Origin of the sequence: Microcoleus sp. D3_18a_C4, from assembly GCF_036702415.1 — a bacterium.
Classification (GTDB): domain Bacteria; phylum Cyanobacteriota; class Cyanobacteriia; order Cyanobacteriales; family Microcoleaceae; genus Microcoleus.
Genome location: NZ_JAUBTI010000002.1, coordinates 171,343 through 192,737, shown reverse-complemented (window position 1 = coordinate 192,737; position 21,395 = coordinate 171,343). Strand labels below are relative to the sequence as shown.

Below are 21,395 nucleotides of genomic sequence, written 5' to 3'. Positions count from 1 at the left end.
CCCAAATCAAAAATCGCCAATCTAAAATCCCGTGACGCACCCTATGGCGAAACAAAAAGTGCGTCACAGTGAAAATTTCCAGTGAAAATTATCGCCACGGAAGCAGTTAAGGAAGCTGCTGCCCGAGGTTGACAGTTCCACCTGTACCGACAGGAGTTCTGCCTCGCAAATCGGGGAGGGCAAAAGTAGTTTGTCCGTTGCCGCCGTAGGTAGTTCCCAAGACGGAGAACAAAGCCACATTTTGAGCGATTGGCAACAGTTGCCCCGCAGCAAACGCAAACCCTCCGGGGGCAAAGTTGCCAGCAAACAGCTTAACTTCTCCTATAAAAGTTTCACCACTACCCGCCCCATATTCTGATGGATATATACCGTTAAGGGCAATGATGTAATTTAGCCCCAAACCTCCGAAGCCGACAGGTCCGGTCGGGCCTGTCGCACCCGCTGGACCCGTTGCACCTGCTGGACCTGTCGCACCTGTTGCACCTGTCGCACCTGTCGCACCCGCTGGACCCGTTGCACCTGTCGCACCCGCTGGACCCGTTGCACCTGCTGGACCTGTTGCCCCTGCCGGGCCTTGCGGCCCTGTCGCACCTGCTGAACCCGTTGCCCCTGTTGCACCTTGCGGCCCTGTCGCACCTGCTGGACCTTGCGGCCCTGTTGCACCTGCTGGACCTATCGCACCCGCTGGACCTATCGCACCCGCTGGACCCGTTGCCCCTGCCAGACCTTGCGGCCCTGTCGCACCTGCTGGACCCGTTGCCCCCGTCGCACCTATTGCACCTTGCGGCCCTGTTGCACCTTGTGGCCCTGTTGCACCTGTTGCACCCGTTGCGCCTGTCGCACCCGCTGGACCCGTCGCACCTGCTAGACCTGTTGCGCCTGTTGCACCTTGCGGCCCTGTTGCACCTTGTGGCCCTGTTGCACCTTGTGGCCCTGTTGCACCTGTCGCACCCGCTGGACCCGTCGCACCTGCTGGACCCGTTGCGCCTGTTGCACCTTGCGGCCCTGTCGCACCTGCTGGACCCGTTGCGCCTGTCGCACCCGCTGGACCTGTTGCACCTTGCGGCCCTGTCGCACCTGCTGGACCCGTTGCGCCTGTCGCACCCGCTGGACCCGTTGCGCCTGTCGCACCCGCTAGACCCGTTGCGCCTGTCGCACCTGTTGCACCTTGCGGCCCTGTCGGACCTGTTGGACCCGTTGCACCACCGCTTGGACCCGTTGCACCTGTCGGACCTGCTGGACCCGTTGCACCTGTCGGGCCCGCTGGGCCTGTTGCACCCGGTAATCCCGTTGCACCTGTCGGGCCCGCTGGGCCTGTTGCACCCGGTAATCCCGTTGCACCTGCCGGGCCCGCTGGACCTGTCGCACCTGTTGCACCTGTTGCACCTGCTGGACCTGTCGGACCTGCTGGACCTGTCGCACCCGGTAATCCCGTTGCACCTGTTGGCCCGACAGCACCCGCTGCACCTGTCGGGCCCGCTGGGCCTGTCGGCCCGGTTGCACCTTGCGGGGGAATGGTGATGAAGCCCTCGGCGACCTGTAATTGGATAAAGTCCATGCCTGTGAAGTTGACTAAACCAGGCAACACTACTAAATAATTCCCGCTGGACAGTTCCTTAATTGCTGTTCCTGTGCTGCCGTTCAAGTTAACGGGGACAGCCGCCACATCAAAAGCTGTTTGTCCGTCTGCTAAGGCAATTTTATCTTGACCGCGGGTAAAATCTGTGATGAAGTCTGCATCGGCGACTGTAGGGCCTCCTCGCACGTTGAAGCCGTTGCCCCGGCCTACAACAAATATATCGTTGCCAGCGCCACCCGTCAGGGTATCGGCTCCTTCTTCGCCCATTAGAAAATCGTTACCTTTACCGCCGAAGATCCGGTCATTACCTCTGCCGCCGTAAATAATATCCTCATTGTCGTCGCCGTAGATGCTGTCTGCACCCTGGTTGCCATATATTATGTCGTTTCCGGGACCTCCGAATATCTGGTCGTTGCCACCAAGTCCCCATATTTTGTCTGGTGCGACCAGTCCCGAAATCGTGTCCGAATTTGGGGTTCCTACGAGCAGGTCGATGTCTGCTGTGCCTGCAATATTTGCCATTTTTGAACGCTCCTAATATTTTTAGGTTAGATTAGTGCCATCGATCTGATTGATTTACAAAATAGAATTACCGCATTCTTAAGCCAGAATGAGGTTTTTAGATGCTAGTTTACTGAGTTGTTGCTACACATAATTCTTCGCACTTCAGTAAATATCCCAACCTGAAATTATAGTTATTCACCAAACTGGTTTCCTGCCTTTTGATTCTTTGACTCCCAAAAAGCTTTTCCAGGGCCGGCAGGATACCTAAGCCCTACTCCCCACAGGAATTATGGGGTAAGTCCATTATATATAGTAGTTTTGACAAATCTAGCTCAGCCACAACAAGCAACAAAAAGTTATAATTGTGGCAATTAACGCCACCCAGATAAATCGATTGTCTTTCGTATTAACCTGACTCAAATCTACAGGCTCTGGTACGACTGGCTTGGGTTTAGCGTACTTGATATCAGCGTTGGGATTGGATTGAAAACTGATTGATTGATTTTCATCTAAAGCTGCCAAATCAGGGATTTTCACCATCCATTCAGGAGGGATAGTGAGTTTGGGAGCTTCGAGAATGAACAGCAAGCGCTTTGCTTGTTGGCGGGTTTCTTGGCGGGGATGGCGGGTGAGCTTCCGACAAAGCTCGATCGCCTTTTCTGTATTGCCAGAGGCTTCGTAGGCTGTCACTAGCCACATCTGCACCTCACCGCCCAACCGGGAATTTCGATCGACTAAACCGGTAGCTGTTTCTAAACTCTGCACAGATTCAGCATACCGGCCACTCTCAAAAGCTACTTGCCCAGCTTGGTACTCAGTTTGAACAATTTCTAACTTTTCTGAAGTCACGAGCACCCACCCCATTCACAAATATTACTTCCCAAATTCCCCAAACACTAGAATTCGCTGTTGTGTTGCGACATACCCGACTCGTTGTCCCGTTTGGAACCCAGCAAGTCTAACTGGTCTACTCTAATTATAGGTAGCGATCGATTAGCTCCGGTATTGCGGTCTTGCCAGCGATCGAACTTCAAAGAGCCTGTTATTCCTATTTGAGCGCCTTTGCGAACGTAGTCAGCAGCAATCTGGGCTACTTTATCCCAGAGTTCCAAGGTAAACCAGTCTGGTTCGTCACTATTGCGCGATCGCTTTCTCACCGCCAGCGTCAACCTGCACTTAACTTTACCCGACTCAAAATACTTCACGTCCGGGTCGCCGCCGACGCGGCCTACTAAAGTCACAACATTAAGACTCATAAACTTTTTTTGGAATGTGGTCGATCGGTGATGTAGTTAAACAGTCCACACGGGCATTAGCCTCCAAACTGAACTTGGAACAGCGCTTGTGAGGCTTCATCCTGATTGTACACCCAGTTAGCAGAACATATTGATAGTGGATGATTGGCGAGTCTGCGCTCAACCTGAGCTCGACAATGTACATTTCTGACTAGACTCAGGATGAAAAACGTAATAGAATCCACCTCGGTTACACTTTTGTAACAACATTATTGCACACAATAGTATTTTAGTTTTTGGGGGGGGTACGAATCAGTGGGTCTTCTCAATCGATTTTCGTTATCTAGAGATATGGGTATCGACCTCGGTACTGCTAACACGCTCGTTTATGTATCCGGCAAAGGTATTGTTCTGCAGGAACCTTCTGTAGTGGCGATCGACCAAGATTTAAAAATACCGCTGGCTGTTGGAGAAGAAGCCAAAAAAATGCTCGGCCGCACGCCAGGGAACGTCATAGCACTGCGCCCGCTTCGCGACGGGGTAATTGCAGACTTCGATACGGCGGAACTGATGCTGAAGACTTTTATCCGCAGGGTTCACGAAGGCCGAAGCTTAGTTTCGCCGCGGATAATTATTGGCATCCCCAGCGGTGTCACCGGAGTCGAGAGGCGTGCTGTCATTGAGGCGGCGACTCAGGCCGGTGCTAGAGAAGTACGGTTAATTGATGAACCCATCGCTGCGGCGATCGGGGCTGGACTGCCTGTTGCTGAGGCGACTGGCAATATGATTATAGATATAGGCGGAGGTACGACGGAAGTTGCGGTTTTGAGTTTGCAAGGTACGGTTATCAGTGAGTCTGTGCGGGTAGCCGGCGACGAACTCAATGAGGCGATCGTCCAATACATGAAAAAAGTTCACAATTTGGTCATCGGCGAACGCACTGCTGAAGAAATTAAGATTCAGGTTGGTTCTGCATATCCAACTCCAGAGGATGACGATGTAATGATGGAAGTGCGGGGCTTGCACTTACTGTCGGGTTTGCCGCGAACTGTTACTATCAAAGGCCCAGAAATTCGCGAAAGTATGTCGGAACCGCTTTCAGTAATTGTGGAAGCTGTCAAGCGTACTTTGGAACGCACCCCCCCGGAATTAGCAGCAGATATTATTGACAGGGGAATTATGCTGGCTGGTGGTGGCGCGCTGATGAAAGGTTTAGATACTCTGATCAGTCACGAAACAGGAATTGTCACTCACGTGGCAGCCGATCCGCTCTGCTGCGTGGTTTTGGGAACTGGTAGGGTATTGGAAAACAAACAGTTGGAACGGGTATTCAGCGGGCAGTCGTCGCGTAATATGTAGTTAACAAATTTGGGATTGTGGATTTAGAAATACGGCTGCAATCTCAAATCTAAAATCCTGACTTAACAATTTTAGATTAGTGAAATTATGCTAAAAAATACATTCCGAAAGTGGTGGGATCTGCGGCTGCCAATAGCTCTTTTAGGTTTAGCTGTAACGGCCGCTTGGGGAGTTCGGCAAACACAAGGTGGGGCAGTATTTGAAGTTTACAATTGGGTGACTCGTCCGTTTCACGCCAACGGCTCTGGGCAAGAGGAGCTCATCTCGGCGCGCACTCAAGAATTGCAAGCGCAACTATTAGAATTAGAAACTCAAAATCAGAAGCTAAAAGAGCTTTTAGGTTACGTTTCGGCTAAGAAACCAGCAGGGATTGTGGCTCCTATTGTCGGCCGCAGTGCGGGCCACTGGTGGCAGCAAGTAACCTTGGGGCGCGGCAGTAACGATGGCATCAAAACAGATTTTACTGTGATGGGCCCCGGCGGTTTGGTAGGCAGAGTTGTCAGCGTTACTCCTAATACTAGCTTGGTGCTGTTAGTCAGCGACGCTACGAGTCAATTGGGTGTGGGAATTACCCGCAGTCGCCAGATGGGTTTTATGCGCGGGAAAGGCGGAAATCAGGCTGTGATTGAGTTTTTTGATAATGTTCCCAATGTCAAGCCTGGGGATATGGTTTCAACTTCTTCTTACAGTCAGTTGTTCCCTCCTGGTTTGCCTGTGGGAAAAGTGGTTTCGGTGGATATGAATAAAACTCCGGCTCCCGAAGCTGTGGTTGAGTTCTCTGCACCGATGAATGCTCTGGAGTGGGCGGTGGTTTACCCGCACTCTAAGCAAGCCGAATCGAAGGATTCGCCGAGTCAATCTTCAGCAGCATCTGAGGGAGCACAGCAACAATGAAAGCTTTATCTCGGATGTCTTCGCGATCGCGCCAATTTCTCAACTTCGCAGTTACATTTCTATCTGTGATGCTGTGCATATTGATATTGCCCACTCGGATGCCGGGAATGGAATTGCTGGGAATTGGACCAAACTGGCTGTTAATTTGGTTGGTAGCTTGGAGTATTAAGCGGAAACGTACAGTTTGGGGAGCTGCTAGCATGGGCTTGGTTTTGGGGTTTCTTCAAGATGCGATGACGGCTCCTCATCCCAGCCACGCTGTGAGTCTAGTTTTTGTAGGAGTCCTAACAGTTGTTTTGCAGAAAACCTGGTCGATTCCGGTAGATATTGTTGAGAGAGATCCGATTCCCATCGCGTTAATTGTGTTTGGGATGGCGGTGGTAGCGGAAACGGTGATGGGGCTGCAATTTTTTGCTATGGGCGATCGGGCTTTACTGGAAATTTGGAGCTATCACCAGCGAGTGGCTTTGTGTTCTGCTATTCTTAGCAGTCTTTGGGCTCCGGTGATTTATTTTCCGCTCAATCGCTTGTGGGAAATGACCAGGAATTTAGAAAAATCTTAGTCATTAGTCATTAGTCATTAAACCCGCCCCAGCCAATGTCTGTAGGGGCGGGTTTTACTAACAATATCTAACTAGCCCCAACAATATATATAAACCCGCCCCCACACAACCGATAACCTACATCAACCTTGACTTTTATCAAATACGAAAAATGTACATTGTGATTTTTGGTTGGGTGGGGGCGGGTGCAAGCAGATTGTTAATTTCAGGCGTGGATGGTTGGTAAAACCCGCCCCTACAGTAGCTATTTCTCATTATAATATCGCCTGTTGCGCCGAACCTAATAAGTGATGAACGGCAATAATCAAATCGCTGAGAATGAAATTAGGCTGGTGCTTTTGCAGTTGATAGCGGCTGCGAATTCCGCAGGTAACGGCAATTGTAGGTATTCCCAATGCTTTTCCTGCGAGGATGTCTGCTTCTGTATCTCCGATCATCCAAGCCGAACCCAGCGATGACTCAAATTCTTCTGCCACTTCAGCCAACAATTCAGTTTTTAAGGCTGTATAGTTGTGATAGGCGGCATCCGCCATCTGAGTTCCGCGAATGCTGGTAAACAGTCTGGCTAAACCGTAATTTTGTAACAGTTGAACGGCTTGATTTCTCGGCCGCAGGGTGACTAAAATCAGCCGCACGCCGCGGGAGTGCAGAAGTCCGATCGCCCATTGCACTCCCGGCTGGATGCGATCTAAGTGCAACAAGTCTGGCTGATTGACAATCCGACTCACGCATCCTAGAAAAGCGTTAATTTCTTCTCCCGACAAGCCGGAACTTTTGGCTATTTCAGCATCGGGGACGCGGTTTTGCTTCATTTGCCAAAATTGCTGTTTGCTGAGTATTTGAAGGTTGAGGTTGATTCCCCGATCGAGATAAGCTGCTTGAGTATCGGCCAATCCCTGTTGATAGGTGGCATAGTAGCGATCGGACACATCGACTATGGGCCCGTCTAAATCGCAAAATACCGTCATCCGGGGGGACGACTCAGCCTCTGATGGTAGCTTGTACTGAAGGTTTTCGGAGTCTTTGGCGACAGCAGTTAACATAAAACGTTAAGTAAATCAAGGGAGTTATACATTTCTTGACTGTAGCAAAAAATGTATAAGTTATAATACATAAATTTTAATACTTTTATTAAAAAAACCTATGATTTTTTTGAGGATGGGGTTCAATAAAGGCGATCGAGCCTGTGCGTCCATAACTTCAAGGGAAAAAGTGATTTTTGTGGCTGTTGATATATGCTTTAGCCATTAAAGTTTAGAATTAAGTTTTTAGTCTTTTGTAATTTACCCATGCTCAAACAAAGCGATTTTGTTAGGAATTCGGACACTAATCGAGTAGAGGTGCTGTCCGAAGCACTGCCTTACATTCAACACTTTGCCGGTCGCACCATAGTGGTCAAATATGGCGGTGCGGCGATGAAAGATAGCAATCTCAAAGACAAGGTGGTTCGGGATATTGTGCTGCTAGCTTGCGTGGGGATGCGTCCCGTTGTGGTTCACGGCGGCGGCCCGGAAATTAATATTTGGCTCGAAAAATTGGGAATTGAGCCGCAATTTAAGGATGGTTTGCGGGTGACTGATGCGGCGACAATGGAAGTTGTAGAAATGGTTTTGGTGGGTAAAGTAAATAAGGAAATTGTTTCGTTAATCAACCAAGCTGGCGGCAAAGCAGTGGGATTGTGCGGCAAGGATGCCAATCTGATTCAAGCTCGTCCAGATGGCCGGGAAGGAATTGGGTTTGTTGGTGAAGTCAGCGGCGTGAAAATCCAGATTTTGGAGTCTTTGGTGAACAGCGGTTATATTCCGGTGGTGTCGAGCGTGGCGGCAGATGAAAACGGTCAATCTTACAACATTAATGCTGACACAGTGGCTGGGGAAATTGCGGCTGGTTTGGGAGCTGAAAAGTTGATTTTGATGACTGATACGGCGGGAATTTTGGAGGATTATCACAAGCCGGATAGTCTGATTGCTAAGTTGGATATTCAGGAAGCGAGACAGTTGGTTGAGTCGGGAGTCGTGTCTGGGGGGATGATTCCGAAAGTTAATTGTTGTGTGCGGAGTTTGGCTCAGGGTGTGAAGGGTGCTCACATTATTGACGGTCGAATTCCTCACGCTTTGCTGCAAGAAATATTTACGGATGCGGGGATTGGGTCGATGATTGTTGCTTCTGAGTTTAGCAGCGCGAACTTAAGGCCTAAGTAAGGGGTAAATCCTAGCGTGGGGAGGGCGGGTGCGTGAAAGGGGTAAACTCGCTGCGATTGCGTATATCCTAACTAAACTAAACCTGCCCCTACCAACCTTTAGAAGGTACTTTTGGGGAATTATTTCAACTAATTCTAACCGTTGTTGGATTTCAGCTTTTGTTAAACTATGATCGAACACTTTAGAGTTTTGGATTCTGTTGCGATTCTCAAGCCGATTTCAAATACGCGATTAGCGCTAGTGGAACCAGAATACGCATCTATTTCTAGTTTGCCAGTTGGACTTGTGGGAACTATTATTGAAGTGTATGATACGGAAAAGGAATGTCAGTATTTAGTGGAGTTTGCTGATAGTCAAGGGAGTGAATATGCTATGGCTATGTTGAAAGCTGATGAAATTTTAGTTCTGCAATATGAACTTGCAGTTGCTTAGTAATGTGAGGAGAAGAGAAGTTAGATAAGAGCGATTCCCTACGGGATAGCTTCGCACGCGCGTACTTTAGGAAAATAAGGGCGATCGCCTTTTAGTTTGGTACTTAAATCGTGCCATCATTTAACGTGCAGTTTCAGCTTGAATTTCTCGAATAATAGTTGATATTTCTTCGGCGGACTCAAGGTGTCTCGCCAAAACTTGAGCAGTTTTGTCCAGCAAGCGTTCTGAAAAAACTTTAGCTAAGTCTTCCCGTAAGCCTTGCCCTATATAAAACTTAAGCAATGCTTCTACAGACATATCTCGATTTGCCGCTATTTTCTCAAGTGATGCTAAAGTATCTATTGGAATGTTTAGCGAGACTATTTCCGCTGTACGAGGTCGCACTTGCAATTTTATTTCTTCTTCAGAATTGTTCATATAATTTTCTTTCAGTGCGGGTAGCAGGACGGGAAGAAATGATGCGTCTTCGCAAGCTGCGTTCTACATAAACAACCAGTAATAGGCGTTGAGTGTTGAGTGCGGGAGTAACCCAGGATAAAGTTACGCTGTTCGTCATTAGCCGTTGCATCTCCCTCCTGATAGAATGGATCGAAGAAAACTTCTGCGGCTTCTTCAAAGCTAACGCCATGCTTTTCTAGGTTAATCTGGAATTTGTTTGTGTCCCATTCAAACTCAACGCCTTGCAGTCTGTACACACTATCCAGGCTTCGATATTAACATTCTTTAAATAAGAGCGATCGCACTTTGGGAAAAAAGGGCGATCGAGCTTTGACGAGTCTTCGTAGATGCCGACAAACTGACTAACGCAACCGAAAGATTCGTCTTAAGGCATTTTTTACCGTCACTGAAGAGTCTGTACATCAGGATATGCCAGAATTTTTGCATCAGCAGTTAGTAAGGGACACCCGCAAATCCTCGCAGTTGCCACAATGATTTGATCTGCTGGATCGCGGTGAAAACCTGTGAGTTTAGTTGACTCGACAATGATGGGAATGGTGAGTTCGAGTAGCTGCACTCCGGGATAAGCCAAAGCTTGTTTTAACCACTCATCAACTGTAACGGACAAAGTAAGTCTTCCCATTTCTACTAATTTAGAAACCTCCCAACAAGAAATGATGCTGATTCCTAAACCTTGAGATTGATATTGTTGTATCCAGTCCCGATGTTTCTGAGTCAGTCGTGTGTTATCGTCAACCCACCAAACCCATATATGAGTATCTAGTACAATCATTGTAACAATTCCCAATCTTCCAAGGAAACCGCAGGTTCAAACGGCTCATTATAGCCAATGACAGTGCCTCGCAAAGGATATAGAAAAGTATTTTTCATGGTTTCATTTACCAAATTTAGATAGCTAATGAATTCTCGATATCCATCCAATTCTGTTTGTTCTTCGGGAGTGAGATTTGATGCTTGTTGTTGAGCTGTTAAAGTTTGAATTCGTTCCTGGGTTTGAATAGAAGCGCTAAATATTAAGAGTCCGTTGACTAACTCAATGCGGACAGAACCTTCGCTGGGCAAGCTGTTGGGTAAGTGAGGCAGCTTGATGGGCAAATTATCAATCATGGCATTAATTGACTGTATTTGATGTTGTTTTTTTAATTATACCGATCGCTCTGTTGAATTTGACAGTGGTTGCCATGCTGAAATTATAGGCCGATCGCACTTGGGGAAGGAAAGGACGATCGAGCTTTGAGTAGTCTTCATAAATGCCGACAAACTGACTTACGCAAGTGAAAGTAAAATAAGATTAATTAAGCTTGACAATTTGCAAGTGAAACTTAGGTTATGTTAAAATGTTCTCAACAAGACCGCTTCTCCACCATACCGCACAGGAATCAGTGCCATGTCCATTTCTCAACCTGAAAAGCCACAGTATTTAAAACCGATTAATCCCCCGGATCTTCAAATGCGGGCGATCGCCTACAGTTTAGATACTTTAATTCCAGGGCTTTACATTTGGCTGGGTGCGCTCAAAATTCGGATTGGGGGTAGCGAGCCCGAAGAAAGCTATCCGGGGACTATTCACAGTCCCATTGGCATTGCTTTAGTATTCCCTGGCTACCGTATCTATAGCACTTACCAAGGTAGCTATGACCCTTGATAAGCATAAGCTTGACGGCATCATTCAAATTACTGCCAAAACTTTGCCTTCTACAGAATTTGAGTTACTTCTCTTGACAGCAGGCTACGGTAAAATTGGTACAGCTCCGGCTCAAGGAAATCGCCTGAAAGTATGGTGGACTCATTCTACTTTTAGACGCATCGAAGCCATTTACAGTGCTGATGGAATAGTTGCTATTACTGCTTATCACGTTTAGAGTTGTCGTTCCAACTCAGAAGTTTTTATTAATTGATGAAAGAGCGATCGCACTTTAGGAAAAAAAGGGCGATCGCACTTTTGGTTATTTCGGGGAAAAGGGATCTCGCTATCACTTTTTACTCTCGAATGCGAATTCTGTAAACTTCTACCAGTAGTAATTTACCTCGATAATGCTCCTCACTATCGTGCAATGATAAGTATTCTGTCAGCCTTGCCATCAACTGAGGAATAATTTCAGGGTGATTTCTCAGTTGAATAGAAATGATTACTTGATATGAAGTTGGCGGATAAGTCACAATATCTGCGAAGTCTCCATTCACAGAAACAAGTATGGCATTTAATTACTGAGCTTTGGCAATGACAATAGTATCTGGAGATTCTATTGAGATGTAATCTCCCAATACAAAAACTTCATGCTCGGTATCACGAATAAGTTGAATAATAGACTTAGGAACGCATTGATCGATGAACACTCTTAAACTCATTAGGCAACTGTTTCAAAATCCGACAAATCGCGAGCATAATCAAGACAAGCAGCTATCTGTTCTTTGGTGATATCTGGAAACTCGTCGATGATTTGTTCTACAGTATTATTTGATGCTAAATATCCTAAAATCAGGCCAACGGGAATTCTAGTCCCTTTGATTCTTGGTTTACCTCGCAGTACATCGGGGGTACTAACGATATGTTCTCTCCAGTTTACAGGCATAACTTGTCCTTTCTGAATCTGATAAGTTATATTATCTAATCTGACAAGTTATATTTTAACTTAAGGAATGGCGATCGCCCTTTGGGATTTGACATGGGAAAGGCGATCGCACTTTGGGAAAAAAGGGCGATCGCACTTTCGGAAAAAGAAACAATTGCGCTACACTCAAAGCATTATGAGACAGCTTTGAGGTATTGCGTTACAGGCTTCAAATCGATGTCATCGTTGTCAGTCAGTATTTTAAATAAATGACGCGGGATGCCGGCTGCAATCAAAATTTCCAAATCGCGATCGAGCTTTGAGAAGTCTTCATAGATGCCCACAAACTGACTTACGCAAGCTAAAGATGAATCTTTCGGGTCATTGACTCCCGTGTATTTGTACTGAATATCAAAACCTGCTTTTTCGCCAATTTCTTCGATATCCCAGTCTACAAGATTAAGATCGATCGCTTCAACGGCCAGGGCAATATGACCGGGCGGTATGGGGTCAAGAGGCTCGCAGCACCAGCCCTCAGAATGATTCCATACACTTTGACCAAGAGATTCTCGAATTTTCATGTCTTTTCCCTCACTGAAAGTAGCAGCGAAACCAGGCTTTGCCTTCAGGGCGAACATCTGCAAGAGACCGTTCATATTCAGTTGCTAGCTGTTGGCATTTCTTTTTCGCTTCTTTTAGGTTATACGCTTGTACGGGTTCGTTGATGGGATTGCCAAGCTCTTCTTTTTCCCGTTCTGGATCTCTCACTCGTCCCCCTTTTTGCTGCTCTTGCTGGATGAGGGGACTTGCTGAGCCTGAAACCACATCTCGATCGCCTCTTCCAACCCTTCTCCTATATTTAGCTGCTTCAGAGTACACGCAGCTTTAAACTGAAGTCCTAGTTCTTTTCGGACATCTCCCGATAGCTGTATGTAATTTGGGTCGTGTCGCTTGGCTGGCACTTCCGTACTTTTTCCCATTTAGGCTTCCTCCAATTTTTATATTCTCACGATCGTACACCTGTTCTGCTGATATGTTATCATGTTAACAAGTTGAATATGTGCGCGAGTGAATAAAAAAAGGCCGATCGCCCTTTGGGATTTGAAATGGGAAAGGCGATCGCACTTTGGGATTCGGGATGGGAATGCCGATCGCACTTTCCGACAATAAGGGCGATCGAGCTTTGACGAGTCCTGGTAGATGCCGACTGGCCTGACTTACGCAAGCTAAAGATTCATCTTTCGGGTCATTGGTAGTAATGTCGGTAATTTATTTGCTATACTTAAAGCATCGTCCTAGAGCGTTTAAAAGGAGCAACAGTGTCAGCAAAAGATTACTATCATCCAGTTGTGAAACAGGCACTTGTTAAAGCTGGCTGGAAAGTTACTCATGACCCGTTGTTGTTGAAATGGGCTAAGCGAAAACTATTTGTAGATATCGGAGCAGAAAAACTGATTGGCGCGGAAAATAATCAGTATAAGATAGCTGTTGAAGTTAAAAGTTTTATCAGTGACTCTAAAATTTTAGATTTAGAGAAGGCTTTGGGACAATACATTCTTTATCAGAAAATTTTAGAACAAACTGAACCGGAAAGAACGCTCTATCTTGCCATACCTGCGATGTCTTTTGAGGAGCTTTTTATTGAAGATAAGTTTGCCGATATTTTATTGGTCGATAATCATTTGAAGTTGATTGTTTTTAATCCACAAATAGAGGAGATTGTTAAATGGATACCATAGTAGATTGCCGCCAGATTGTTAAAGGGATTCTCAATGAATACTCAGGGTTTTTTGCTTCTGAAATTGAGGTACAAAGTCAAGTAATTTTCGATTTAGAGAACGATAGGTATATGTTACTATCAATGGGATGGTTTCAGGGGAGAAGAATTCACGATTGCGTCATACACATGGATATTATCGACGGTCAAGTTTGGATTCAAGCCAATAATACCGATCGCTCGATCGCTGAAGAATTAGTAGCAGCGGGCATTCCCCCTAAGTTAATTGTTTTAGGACTTCAACCGCCAGAAGTAAGAGCTTATACAGCTTATGGCGTACCAAATTCAATACAGTCTCAAGAATTATTGCAAGTGGGTTAAATTTGCAGGGGAAGAGCGATCGCCCTTTTGGTTATTTGGGAAAATAAGGTAGATCGCACTTTGGGAAAAAAGGACGATCGCACTTTGACGAGTCCTCATAGATGCCGACACTGAAAGTAGCATCGTACTTTGGAAAAAAGACCATCGCCCTAAGAATAAAAGGGGCGATACCACTACATTTCAAAGCAGAATAGGGGAAAGTGGGGAATCAGGAAACGAAAAATCAGGGGGCAAAAACACGGGCGTATCTGGTCGAGGTATAGGCGTATTCTGAGGAGGTGGCTGATTAGCTAACAAGTTTGCAGTTGTGATACTGGAAGCCTGAACATTATTAAGTTGGGCTAATTGTTCACCTGTACTTTTCACAGTCAGGAGAGTATTAGCACCTGCGGTTTGAATCAAGATGTCACCGATATTTAAATTGGCTGGTACTTGGATGAAATCAGTTGTATTGTCAAAGTCGGTGATGATGTCTAAACCGCCACCTGTAGACAGGGCAAATGTATCACTTCCCTGTCCGCCAGTGAGTGTATCAATGTCCCTGTCACCTGAGAGAAAATCATCGCCTGCACCGCCAGACAATTGATCGTTGCCTTTGCCACCAAATAAACTGTCGTTTCCCTCTCCACTTGAGATGCTATCTTGACCGTCGTTTCCCAGAATTAGTTCGCTGATGGTAGAGCCTATAACTGTATCATTGCCACCTCGAAGCCAGACACCACCAGGAATATTTGTTAGTGGCCCTGGGGATAATTCGATCAATTCTGCGATGTTATCGCCGAACAAGCGAAATAGACCATTATCATTGATGAATCTTAATGCCATCGTTATTTGTTCTCAAGTCTGAAATTTACTGCAACCAGAACTGGATTTTATGGGAATGAAATTGAGAGTAATCGCTTTTAGGGCAAAATGAGTGCTCTTTTAGCAGTAAAGTACATTTGCCCAGATTCTATTAATTAACGGTTTAAGACAACAGCCAATTCCAAGTTGTTTGCTCTATATTGTTAGAATCTACATACCTTAAATTCTGTATGCGAGGATCGACTATATTCGTTAAATCAACTGTTATAAGACCGTCGTGACGAGGAAATTTACTATTTTCATATCCAATTCCATTATTGTCATACCTGTCATTCTGGAATGTGAAGTATTTATCTGGAAAAATTAAGGGTTCATTAAACGAGCGAGAGGCAGACGAAAGTATATCAGAGTAAACACCGACGATAGCCTTGTGATAATCGCTAATTTGATATTGAAAAGTTGACCTCCATGCTGGATAGCCAGTGAAATCAACTATATAAGAATCATTCGCACTACTAGCTTTTTCATTATCACCTGCAGCACCACCTGCTTCACGATCCGAAGCAACTAATGCAATAGACTTAGTAGCAACATCACGAAAATCTACTGGAGTATCAAGTCCAGGGTTATTGCCATCAATATCGTACTTGCTAGCAGGATAAGCTGGATCGAGTGCAACAAGCTCCTTCACTTTTCCACCTATTCTTCCTATCTCAGAAGCAACATAAGAGCCTAAACTATGACCTAAGAGAATAGTTTTTTGAGGATCTATTCCTAATTCTTTCAACTTCTCCACAGCCCAGTTAGCAACAGGTCTAATCCGGCTTGCTGCTTCGTAAGGAATTACTTTTAACGCCCCATACGGCCCAAAATCCGACTCCCAACGAATCGGAACGTTTGCTGCTTCTTTCCAGTCTAAGTAAAGTACCTGGGAGTTTGGGTAATAGTTACTAGCTGCTGCTGCTTCTGCTAAACCAGTTATATCGGTATCTATCCCACCACTACCACGACCATGAATCACCACAACGGTATCTTTATTGGGGTCAATATTGCTACGTTCAGCTTTCCCTACATCACCAAATGGCTTGTAAAGCGATAGCTCGACTGGGAATGTCTTGTTTTCTACTGTGATAGTGTTGTTTTTTACCGTGGGAGATTGAGCTTCCCAAGAGATATCGACACCGGCATCACCAGTAATATCATAATGCCAAAACTGTACTTTATATGAACCACTCTGAGCGGGAGTCCAAGTATAGTCTTTAAAAATTCCTCCGCTAAAACGCTGCCATTCAGGTTCTGTTCTGTCTTGATTCAGGGGCGTGATCCAGTTAAAACCTGATTGACCAATCTGTTTGGCACCCATCACGATGTAATCATCTGCACTGACTCTAAATTTATAAGTCTTGCCAGCTTCAAAATTTGCTTGGGTATAACCACTGGTAGCAAAATAGTTTAGTTCGTTAACAATATCAGTGTTAGCGGGATCAAAAGGAGAGCCTTTACCCCAATTGACATAAATACCATCCTTACCATCACGTCTATTTCCAATCGGATTAATTTGATCTGGTTTTTGGAAATCAAAGTTTTGGTTTCTCCAGTCAATATAGCTCCCAAGAACCCACCCCTGCTGGCTCATTTCTATTGTGGTATTTTCACCACCTAGCACAACATTTGCTGTATCATCTTTACTCTTCAACCCCTGAAGCTCACCCTGACTCAACTCCTTCCCCTGAACAATCGCCCCAAAAATCGCTCCCTCATCCCCCTGTGAATCCGTAACATTCAACCGCGCATCAACAGAGTGCCCGATTTCTTCCCGCAACACATCCGCCACCACCGCCGGATTCGCCACATTCCCAGCCAAAAATTCCTTCGATAAATAAATCGTATCCGTCGCCGCCGCAAAAGCCCCATTCGCCCCATCAATCTCAGCAGACGAGACAACCTTCACCGGCGGGATATCGCTAAAATCCCCATTAAACCATCCTTCAGCTAACGCTTTCGCACCCGCAGCATCCCAGTTTTCCCCAAAAGCCAAATTCATCTTCGCCACGAAATCTGGCCCGGCCGCAAACTTACTCAAATCCCCATAAACCTCAGACATCGCCTGACCTGTTAGCAAATCGACAGAGCTATCCGGTAAACTGCTGTTGGAGTCCGTGCTCACTGCACTAGCCATCCGGGTTAGCAAATCGTCAGGCAAGATGATATTGTCATAGGCTTGTGGCGTTAAAGTCGGGATATTAACTTCCTGACTAACACCCCCGGTTAGGACGCGGTTAGCATCTAGCTGCGGGATAATTGCCTTAGTCGGTTCTAGAGTGGCATTCCAAGGTGCGATCGCACTTTCGTTATTGAATTCAGGCGTGAAAAAATTAGACACGTTATTCCCTCGTGTTGATTAGAGACAAGTACATAGACTTGCCCTGTGTTTGCTTGGATTAAATAAACTGTTTGTTATCAAAGCCGATCGGCCGATCGCCCTCATGAACCCTTAGCCCCGATGAACCGCAACAGTAGCGGTACTTCTAAAGCTCTATTTATCTATCAGGCTGAGTCCGCAAGTTTTATGCAAAATACTGCTTTTTTGTTACAAAACTTTACTTAGCGGCCTCTGACTTTTGCAAATACTAGCTTTGACGTTAGTTGAAGCGATCGCGCCTCCCCGCCGATCTAAGTATTTACACTTACCTATTTAGTCGTTAGTATAATACTACACTAGCTACCGCTACCAAGCAACTAACAAACGCTAGCAATTTCGGTTATGCTATCGTTAGCCACATCTCAACACACCCGACAATGGCCTCAAAGGAAGACTTATTTGCCGAAGCCGCCAAACACTGGGACTTAGAAAGGCTGTACCAAGCTTTTGCAGAAGCTAAACGGCAAATCTCTCCTCGATCGCGCCGGGGACTAACAGAAACAGAAAAACTCTACCTCCGAGGATTGCTTTCCGGTTGCAGTCCCGCCGAAATCGCCCGCCAACTGTTTCAGAGTTCCAAAAGTGCAGAGGTTTATTTATGTAAAACTTTATACCAATATGTTAAAAAAATCGCAGATGTACCTAACGAACCTGTAGGAAATTGGCGCAATATTTGCGATCGGCTACAGGAAGCCGGATATAAAACTCTGTCTTCTCCTGAATTTAAAATAAATAATTCTGTACCCACAGAAGCATTAGTAAAAATAGTTAATATAGGTTTTAAAGAAAGTACAGTATCAATTGATATCAACATTCGACTAGAATTCCCCTCAACTTCAGAAACTGCAAAAAAAGAAGATTTGGATAAAGAGGATTAGATGGGCGATCGCACTTGGGGACAGAAAGGGCGATCGCCCCTCCACTGAGAGGCAAAAATGTTAATAATCTTATAGCTGATAGTTTGAAAAGGAACTTTTTGATAAAATATCAAAATTAAAACTGCCTCACTCGCTTCGATTTTACCTAAAACAATCAAATTAGTCAAATTTATGTCTCGATTAAGTATCAGATCGAACAAAAAAGCTCTGGGCTTTGTGCTGGGTTTATTAATTTTTGTCATTTTCATTCCCGGATGTTGGGCTTTAACAACTAATATTGCTCCCACAGCAGCACGGCAAGTAGATAACAAAGTAGCTGTGCGTGCAAATGTACAAAATACGTCAAATTCTCGCTCTTCTTTAGGAGTTGGGCTTAATGGTATTGCTGACTGGTCAACACAATTACCCTTTTTAGATGCTTTCAAATCTTCTAGAAAATGGATAACTCAATGCGTCAGCGGACAACCAAACTGTAAAGGTGAATGGGATACAGAGGAGTATAATCTTTTAAATATTGATGAAAATGGGTGGGTGAAGTCTCTGCCATCACCCGAAGATGCTCCTAAATATACTAGGGTAAGTACGCTATTACTTAGGGAAATCCCCAATCGCTATCCTTCAGGCCAATATATTGTTACTTATGAGGGTGAGGGTGCGATCGAATATAGCTTTGATGCCAAAAAAGATGAGGCTGCGTCGAAACCTGGGAGGGATATCATTAATGTAGATGCCACACAAGGCGGAGGCATCTACATTATAATTACTGCTACCGATCCCAAGAAAACAGGGAACTATATCCGCAATATTAAAGTGGTTCGCTCCCAAGATGAACAGCTTTATCAAAGTGGTGAAATATTTAATCCGCTGTTTATAGACAAGATTAAAAAATTTAGAGTCTTGCGTTTTATGGACTGGATGGCAACAAATGGTTCCGAACAAAAAGAATGGGCAAACCGACCTAAACCAGAGAGTGTATCCTATGCTTACAGAGGAAATGTTCCCATAGAAGTTATGGTGACTTTAGCTAATAAAGTCCAAGAAGAACCCTGGTTTAATATGCCGCATCAGGCTACGGATGAATATATGACTAACTTTGCTAAAATGGTAAAAGATAGTTTAGATCCCAAGCTGAAAGTTTATGTAGAGTATTCTAATGAGGTTTGGAATTGGTCATTTCCACAATCGCATTATGCTTTGAAACAAGGTAAAGCGAGGTGGGGAGATAAAGGCGATGCTTTTATGCAATGGCACGGAATGCGTACTGCTCAAATGTGCGATATCTGGAAAGGCGTTTTTGGGGATCAAAAGAATCGAGTTGTCTGCGTGTTAGGAACTCAAAGAGCCTGGAGAGAGTTAGAAACTTATTCTTTAGAGTGTTCCTATTGGGTGGCTGAGGGCAATAAACCTTGTTATCAACACGGTATTGATGCCCTAGCCATAGCTGGATATTTTAGCGGAAACTTGGGCGGGAAAGAAAATGTCAGCACAGTAGAGTCTTGGTTGAATGACGCAGATGGCGGGTTTGGCAAAGCTTTTAAACAATTAAGAGAGGGCGGGTTACTTCCTGGCTACAAAGATAGTTTGCCCGATGTTGATAATGACTTTAGGTATTACTTAGATGTGGCTCAAAAAAAAGGTCTCAAGTTATTTGTTTACGAGGGCGGTCAACATATTGTAGGTATTCAAGGAGTTGAGAATAACGAAAAACTGACCAAGTTTTTTATGGAATTAAATAGGCGCCCAGAAATGTATGATCTCTACACCCAATTACTCAATAGTTGGAAACAAGCTGGAGGCAGTCTTTTTATGCACTTTGTGGATGTGAGTTCATTTAGTAAGTGGGGAAGTTGGGGGGCTTTGGAATATGTGGAACAAAAGGGTTCGCCTAAGTATGATGCTTTGATGGATTTTATTGATAAGAATCCTTGCTGGTGGGATGGGTGTGCTGTTGAGGGATGATGAGGAATTGGGTGGAATCAAGAATCCTTCGACACTCCCTCAAAATCTTCAGCATCCCCCGGCAAACCAGAACCCTCGCTACTCCTCAACCTGGGGGATTCCCCATTATTCGTACCGGCACCGTAACCCCCAGAATATCTGTCCTCCAAACCCGAATCCCTCAGCGAAAGCGCACTTCTTTGACTCGGCGACAATCTATCTGTCGATCGGCGATTTGTCCCAGAAATCGCCGGCTTGCGAGTTAAAGTTTTCCAAGCAGCCTTCATCCCACTCACCACGCTGCGAGTTGTAGCCTGCAGGTTTTGCGCCTGCTTTTTCGCGCTACCAATACTTCGATCGACCTGTTTCACAACCTCTCCCGCACTTTGCACCCCATCGCTGACATCATCCGTCAACTCGCTAATTTCCAGCCCCGTCAACCGAATCGCCTCCAAAGTGGGCGGAAATTCGCGAGAAAGCGTGTCAGCGAGCTTTTCCACGCTGCGGGCCGCCCGGGCCAGCGCTTGCACCGCAGGTATTAAAGTCACTAAAACAGCAGTCAGGCTAACTGCCACTAGCAAAATCGAAAGTCCTAGCCAGAATATAGGGTCACTCACTTGAATCTCGGATTTGGGGTTGAGGATTTCATGTCACTTAGCGGATGGGAGGGCGCGACGGGGGACTCACTTCGGCTTCAGTTTCCGACAGTATTTGGCGTTCCCGCTGAGTCGCTTCTAAACCGGCCGCGATCGCCTCTTTGAGTCTAATCAAAGTTTCGTCCCAATTTCGGATTGCAGTTTCAGAAAGTCGATCGGCCTGCAACTGCACGCTAGTCGATAAATCTTCCGCCAACTCCGGCAAAGCATCGGCCGATTTTTTCAATATCTGCCGCGTCTCCTTGCCGGGTCGCGGTGCCATCAGCAAGCCAGTCACGGCCCCGATCGCAGAACCCACAAGCAAACCGCCAATAAATAATCCTGAACGTTTAGTTGACATTTTTATAACTTCTCTCCCTACACCAATTTTAGGGGCGTTTGCCCGATCGCAGCCCTTTACAAAGATAGAAATATTGTTGAAAATCCTACGGAGTCAGCACGGGCGGCAGTTTTAGGATAGCTTACCTCAAACGTCGATCGCGCCTGGACCAAAGCATCCGTCCCAAACCCAGCAATCCCAAAAGTTGCTGAACCTGTTGCAGTTGCAATTCCAGTTGTTGATAACGTCGTCGTAGTTGGTGGGTACCTTGCTGCCTTTTACCAAGGAAACCGGGCGACGTACTGAGGACATTGCTGCTACAGCGTTCCATTGCTGCGATCCGAAGTTCCAAACGTGCGATCGTCCGCCGGATTTTCCCCACCTTCGCAGCAATATAAAAGCAGACCAGAGATATCATTAAATTGATAATTACCACACCAGCCAGCATTATTTTACCTGCTTTCAACTAATCCCTTTGACCATCTCAATAACCTTTGAGTCG

Annotated in this window: 31 protein-coding genes and 1 pseudogene; 12 read left to right on the top strand and 20 right to left on the bottom strand. The window is 45.7% G+C overall.

The window, feature by feature from the left end:
* Positions 1 to 106: 106 nt before the first annotated feature.
* The 3 genes from QUB16_RS01995 to QUB16_RS01985 all read right to left on the bottom strand — a co-directional run bounded on the left by QUB16_RS01995 (position 107) and on the right by QUB16_RS01985 (position 3,339).
* On the bottom strand, positions 107 to 2,101 hold the full coding sequence (locus tag QUB16_RS01995) for a tail fiber protein (protein ID WP_333313647.1): 1,995 nt from the start codon (positions 2,099 to 2,101) through the stop codon (positions 107 to 109).
* Positions 2,102 to 2,410: 309 nt separating this feature from the next.
* Complete coding sequence (locus QUB16_RS01990) at positions 2,411 to 2,932, bottom strand: tetratricopeptide repeat protein (RefSeq protein ID WP_333313646.1); 522 nt, start codon at positions 2,930 to 2,932, stop codon at positions 2,411 to 2,413.
* A gap of 47 nt (positions 2,933 to 2,979) precedes the next feature.
* A complete protein-coding gene (locus tag QUB16_RS01985) occupies positions 2,980 to 3,339 on the bottom strand; it encodes a single-stranded DNA-binding protein (RefSeq protein ID WP_333313645.1) in 360 nt (119 codons plus the stop codon).
* A gap of 330 nt (positions 3,340 to 3,669) precedes the next feature.
* Between QUB16_RS01985 and QUB16_RS01980 the strand changes: the two genes are divergently transcribed.
* From QUB16_RS01980 to mreD, 3 genes are all read left to right on the top strand, one after another.
* Positions 3,670 to 4,677: a rod shape-determining protein gene (locus QUB16_RS01980; RefSeq protein ID WP_006632285.1), complete on the top strand. Its 1,008-nt coding sequence runs from the start codon at positions 3,670 to 3,672 to the stop codon at positions 4,675 to 4,677.
* 87 nt (positions 4,678 to 4,764) lie between these two features.
* The gene (gene mreC, locus QUB16_RS01975; protein WP_333313643.1) at positions 4,765 to 5,571 is read left to right on the top strand and encodes a rod shape-determining protein MreC; all 807 of its coding nucleotides are present in this window, start codon (positions 4,765 to 4,767) and stop codon (positions 5,569 to 5,571) included.
* The gene (gene mreD, locus QUB16_RS01970; protein WP_333313641.1) at positions 5,568 to 6,134 is read left to right on the top strand and encodes a rod shape-determining protein MreD; all 567 of its coding nucleotides are present in this window, start codon (positions 5,568 to 5,570) and stop codon (positions 6,132 to 6,134) included. Before mreC ends, mreD begins: the two co-directional genes overlap by 4 nt.
* Before the next feature lie 254 nt (positions 6,135 to 6,388).
* Here mreD and QUB16_RS01965 read toward each other — a convergent pair whose 3' ends face one another.
* Positions 6,389 to 7,177 carry an HAD family hydrolase gene (locus tag QUB16_RS01965; protein WP_333313640.1) on the bottom strand — a complete coding sequence of 263 codons (789 nt, stop codon included), beginning with the start codon at positions 7,175 to 7,177 and terminating at the stop codon, positions 6,389 to 6,391.
* Positions 7,178 to 7,423: 246 nt separating this feature from the next.
* Between QUB16_RS01965 and argB the strand changes: the two genes are divergently transcribed.
* The gene (gene argB, locus QUB16_RS01960) at positions 7,424 to 8,335 is read left to right on the top strand and encodes an acetylglutamate kinase (RefSeq protein WP_333313639.1); all 912 of its coding nucleotides are present in this window, start codon (positions 7,424 to 7,426) and stop codon (positions 8,333 to 8,335) included.
* A 168-nt stretch (positions 8,336 to 8,503) separates the two neighbouring features.
* Complete coding sequence (locus QUB16_RS01955) at positions 8,504 to 8,767, top strand: DUF4926 domain-containing protein (RefSeq protein WP_333313637.1); 264 nt, start codon at positions 8,504 to 8,506, stop codon at positions 8,765 to 8,767.
* A gap of 120 nt (positions 8,768 to 8,887) precedes the next feature.
* On the opposite strand, the gene QUB16_RS01950 is transcribed toward QUB16_RS01955, so the two are convergent.
* From QUB16_RS01950 to QUB16_RS01930, 5 genes and pseudogenes are all read right to left on the bottom strand, one after another.
* Positions 8,888 to 9,184: a hypothetical protein gene (locus QUB16_RS01950; RefSeq protein ID WP_333313636.1), complete on the bottom strand. Its 297-nt coding sequence runs from the start codon at positions 9,182 to 9,184 to the stop codon at positions 8,888 to 8,890.
* Complete coding sequence (locus QUB16_RS01945; RefSeq protein ID WP_333313718.1) at positions 9,171 to 9,323, bottom strand: BrnT family toxin; 153 nt, start codon at positions 9,321 to 9,323, stop codon at positions 9,171 to 9,173. The genes QUB16_RS01950 and QUB16_RS01945 overlap by 14 nt, the downstream gene beginning before the upstream one ends.
* Before the next feature lie 16 nt (positions 9,324 to 9,339).
* Positions 9,340 to 9,462: pseudogene (locus QUB16_RS01940) on the bottom strand (BrnT family toxin); the annotation flags it as partial.
* Between the two features lie 146 nt (positions 9,463 to 9,608).
* A complete protein-coding gene (locus tag QUB16_RS01935; RefSeq protein WP_333313635.1) occupies positions 9,609 to 9,998 on the bottom strand; it encodes a type II toxin-antitoxin system VapC family toxin in 390 nt (129 codons plus the stop codon).
* Positions 9,995 to 10,333 carry a hypothetical protein gene (locus tag QUB16_RS01930; RefSeq protein ID WP_333313634.1) on the bottom strand — a complete coding sequence of 113 codons (339 nt, stop codon included), beginning with the start codon at positions 10,331 to 10,333 and terminating at the stop codon, positions 9,995 to 9,997. The genes QUB16_RS01935 and QUB16_RS01930 overlap by 4 nt, the downstream gene beginning before the upstream one ends.
* A 280-nt stretch (positions 10,334 to 10,613) precedes the next feature.
* Here QUB16_RS01930 and QUB16_RS01925 point away from each other — a divergent pair, with 280 nt between their 5' ends.
* Entirely contained in the window at positions 10,614 to 10,871 is a 258-nt protein-coding gene (locus tag QUB16_RS01925; protein ID WP_333144410.1) for a hypothetical protein, read from the top strand.
* A complete protein-coding gene (locus QUB16_RS01920; RefSeq protein ID WP_333144411.1) occupies positions 10,861 to 11,088 on the top strand; it encodes a hypothetical protein in 228 nt (75 codons plus the stop codon). The genes QUB16_RS01925 and QUB16_RS01920 overlap by 11 nt, the downstream gene beginning before the upstream one ends.
* A gap of 118 nt (positions 11,089 to 11,206) precedes the next feature.
* On the opposite strand, the gene QUB16_RS01915 is transcribed toward QUB16_RS01920, so the two are convergent.
* Positions 11,207 to 11,386, bottom strand: coding sequence for a hypothetical protein (locus QUB16_RS01915; protein ID WP_333313632.1), 180 nt, complete (start codon positions 11,384 to 11,386; stop codon positions 11,207 to 11,209).
* Between the two features lie 188 nt (positions 11,387 to 11,574).
* Positions 11,575 to 11,799 (bottom strand): DUF433 domain-containing protein, encoded by a 225-nt coding sequence (locus QUB16_RS01910; protein WP_190742266.1) that lies wholly within the window; start codon positions 11,797 to 11,799, stop codon positions 11,575 to 11,577.
* A gap of 67 nt (positions 11,800 to 11,866) precedes the next feature.
* On the opposite strand from QUB16_RS01910, the gene QUB16_RS01905 reads away from it, so the two are divergent.
* Complete coding sequence (locus QUB16_RS01905; protein WP_333313631.1) at positions 11,867 to 11,989, top strand: hypothetical protein; 123 nt, start codon at positions 11,867 to 11,869, stop codon at positions 11,987 to 11,989.
* Here the strand turns inward: QUB16_RS01905 and QUB16_RS01900 are convergent.
* The 3 genes from QUB16_RS01900 to QUB16_RS01890 are packed head-to-tail and all read right to left on the bottom strand — an operon-like array spanning position 11,973 to position 12,758.
* Positions 11,973 to 12,359, bottom strand: coding sequence for a hypothetical protein (locus QUB16_RS01900; RefSeq protein ID WP_333248516.1), 387 nt, complete (start codon positions 12,357 to 12,359; stop codon positions 11,973 to 11,975). The genes QUB16_RS01905 and QUB16_RS01900 overlap by 17 nt on opposite strands.
* Positions 12,360 to 12,369: 10 nt before the next feature.
* Positions 12,370 to 12,546, bottom strand: coding sequence for a hypothetical protein (locus QUB16_RS01895; RefSeq protein ID WP_190738037.1), 177 nt, complete (start codon positions 12,544 to 12,546; stop codon positions 12,370 to 12,372).
* A complete protein-coding gene (locus QUB16_RS01890; protein WP_333313630.1) occupies positions 12,543 to 12,758 on the bottom strand; it encodes a hypothetical protein in 216 nt (71 codons plus the stop codon). The genes QUB16_RS01895 and QUB16_RS01890 overlap by 4 nt, the downstream gene beginning before the upstream one ends.
* Positions 12,759 to 13,097: 339 nt before the next feature.
* On the opposite strand from QUB16_RS01890, the gene QUB16_RS01885 reads away from it, so the two are divergent.
* Both QUB16_RS01885 and QUB16_RS01880 read left to right on the top strand, forming a co-directional pair.
* A complete protein-coding gene (locus tag QUB16_RS01885; RefSeq protein ID WP_333313628.1) occupies positions 13,098 to 13,517 on the top strand; it encodes an element excision factor XisH family protein in 420 nt (139 codons plus the stop codon).
* On the top strand, positions 13,505 to 13,876 hold the full coding sequence (locus QUB16_RS01880; RefSeq protein WP_333313626.1) for a XisI protein: 372 nt from the start codon (positions 13,505 to 13,507) through the stop codon (positions 13,874 to 13,876). Before QUB16_RS01885 ends, QUB16_RS01880 begins: the two co-directional genes overlap by 13 nt.
* Positions 13,877 to 14,056: 180 nt before the next feature.
* Here QUB16_RS01880 and QUB16_RS01875 read toward each other — a convergent pair whose 3' ends face one another.
* Positions 14,057 to 14,701 carry a hypothetical protein gene (locus QUB16_RS01875; protein ID WP_333313625.1) on the bottom strand — a complete coding sequence of 215 codons (645 nt, stop codon included), beginning with the start codon at positions 14,699 to 14,701 and terminating at the stop codon, positions 14,057 to 14,059.
* Between the two features lie 142 nt (positions 14,702 to 14,843).
* A complete protein-coding gene (locus QUB16_RS01870; RefSeq protein WP_333313624.1) occupies positions 14,844 to 17,063 on the bottom strand; it encodes a hypothetical protein in 2,220 nt (739 codons plus the stop codon).
* A gap of 416 nt (positions 17,064 to 17,479) precedes the next feature.
* Here QUB16_RS01870 and QUB16_RS01865 point away from each other — a divergent pair, with 416 nt between their 5' ends.
* The gene (locus tag QUB16_RS01865; protein ID WP_333313623.1) at positions 17,480 to 17,980 is read left to right on the top strand and encodes a DNA-binding response regulator; all 501 of its coding nucleotides are present in this window, start codon (positions 17,480 to 17,482) and stop codon (positions 17,978 to 17,980) included.
* Here QUB16_RS01865 and QUB16_RS01860 read toward each other — a convergent pair.
* A complete protein-coding gene (locus QUB16_RS01860) occupies positions 17,977 to 18,147 on the bottom strand; it encodes a hypothetical protein (RefSeq protein ID WP_333313621.1) in 171 nt (56 codons plus the stop codon). The genes QUB16_RS01865 and QUB16_RS01860 overlap by 4 nt on opposite strands.
* 4 nt (positions 18,148 to 18,151) lie before the next feature.
* Between QUB16_RS01860 and QUB16_RS01855 the strand changes: the two genes are divergently transcribed.
* Positions 18,152 to 19,939 (top strand): cellulose-binding protein, encoded by a 1,788-nt coding sequence (locus QUB16_RS01855; protein ID WP_333313619.1) that lies wholly within the window; start codon positions 18,152 to 18,154, stop codon positions 19,937 to 19,939.
* A gap of 17 nt (positions 19,940 to 19,956) precedes the next feature.
* Here the strand turns inward: QUB16_RS01855 and QUB16_RS01850 are convergent, their stop codons facing one another.
* The 3 genes from QUB16_RS01850 to QUB16_RS01840 form a co-directional block, all read right to left on the bottom strand.
* The gene (locus QUB16_RS01850) at positions 19,957 to 20,535 is read right to left on the bottom strand and encodes a DUF948 domain-containing protein (protein WP_333313616.1); all 579 of its coding nucleotides are present in this window, start codon (positions 20,533 to 20,535) and stop codon (positions 19,957 to 19,959) included.
* Positions 20,536 to 20,572: 37 nt separating this feature from the next.
* Positions 20,573 to 20,914: a YtxH domain-containing protein gene (locus tag QUB16_RS01845; RefSeq protein ID WP_333120908.1), complete on the bottom strand. Its 342-nt coding sequence runs from the start codon at positions 20,912 to 20,914 to the stop codon at positions 20,573 to 20,575.
* A gap of 121 nt (positions 20,915 to 21,035) precedes the next feature.
* Positions 21,036 to 21,359 (bottom strand): hypothetical protein, encoded by a 324-nt coding sequence (locus QUB16_RS01840; RefSeq protein ID WP_333313615.1) that lies wholly within the window; start codon positions 21,357 to 21,359, stop codon positions 21,036 to 21,038.
* Positions 21,360 to 21,395 lie beyond the last annotated feature (36 nt).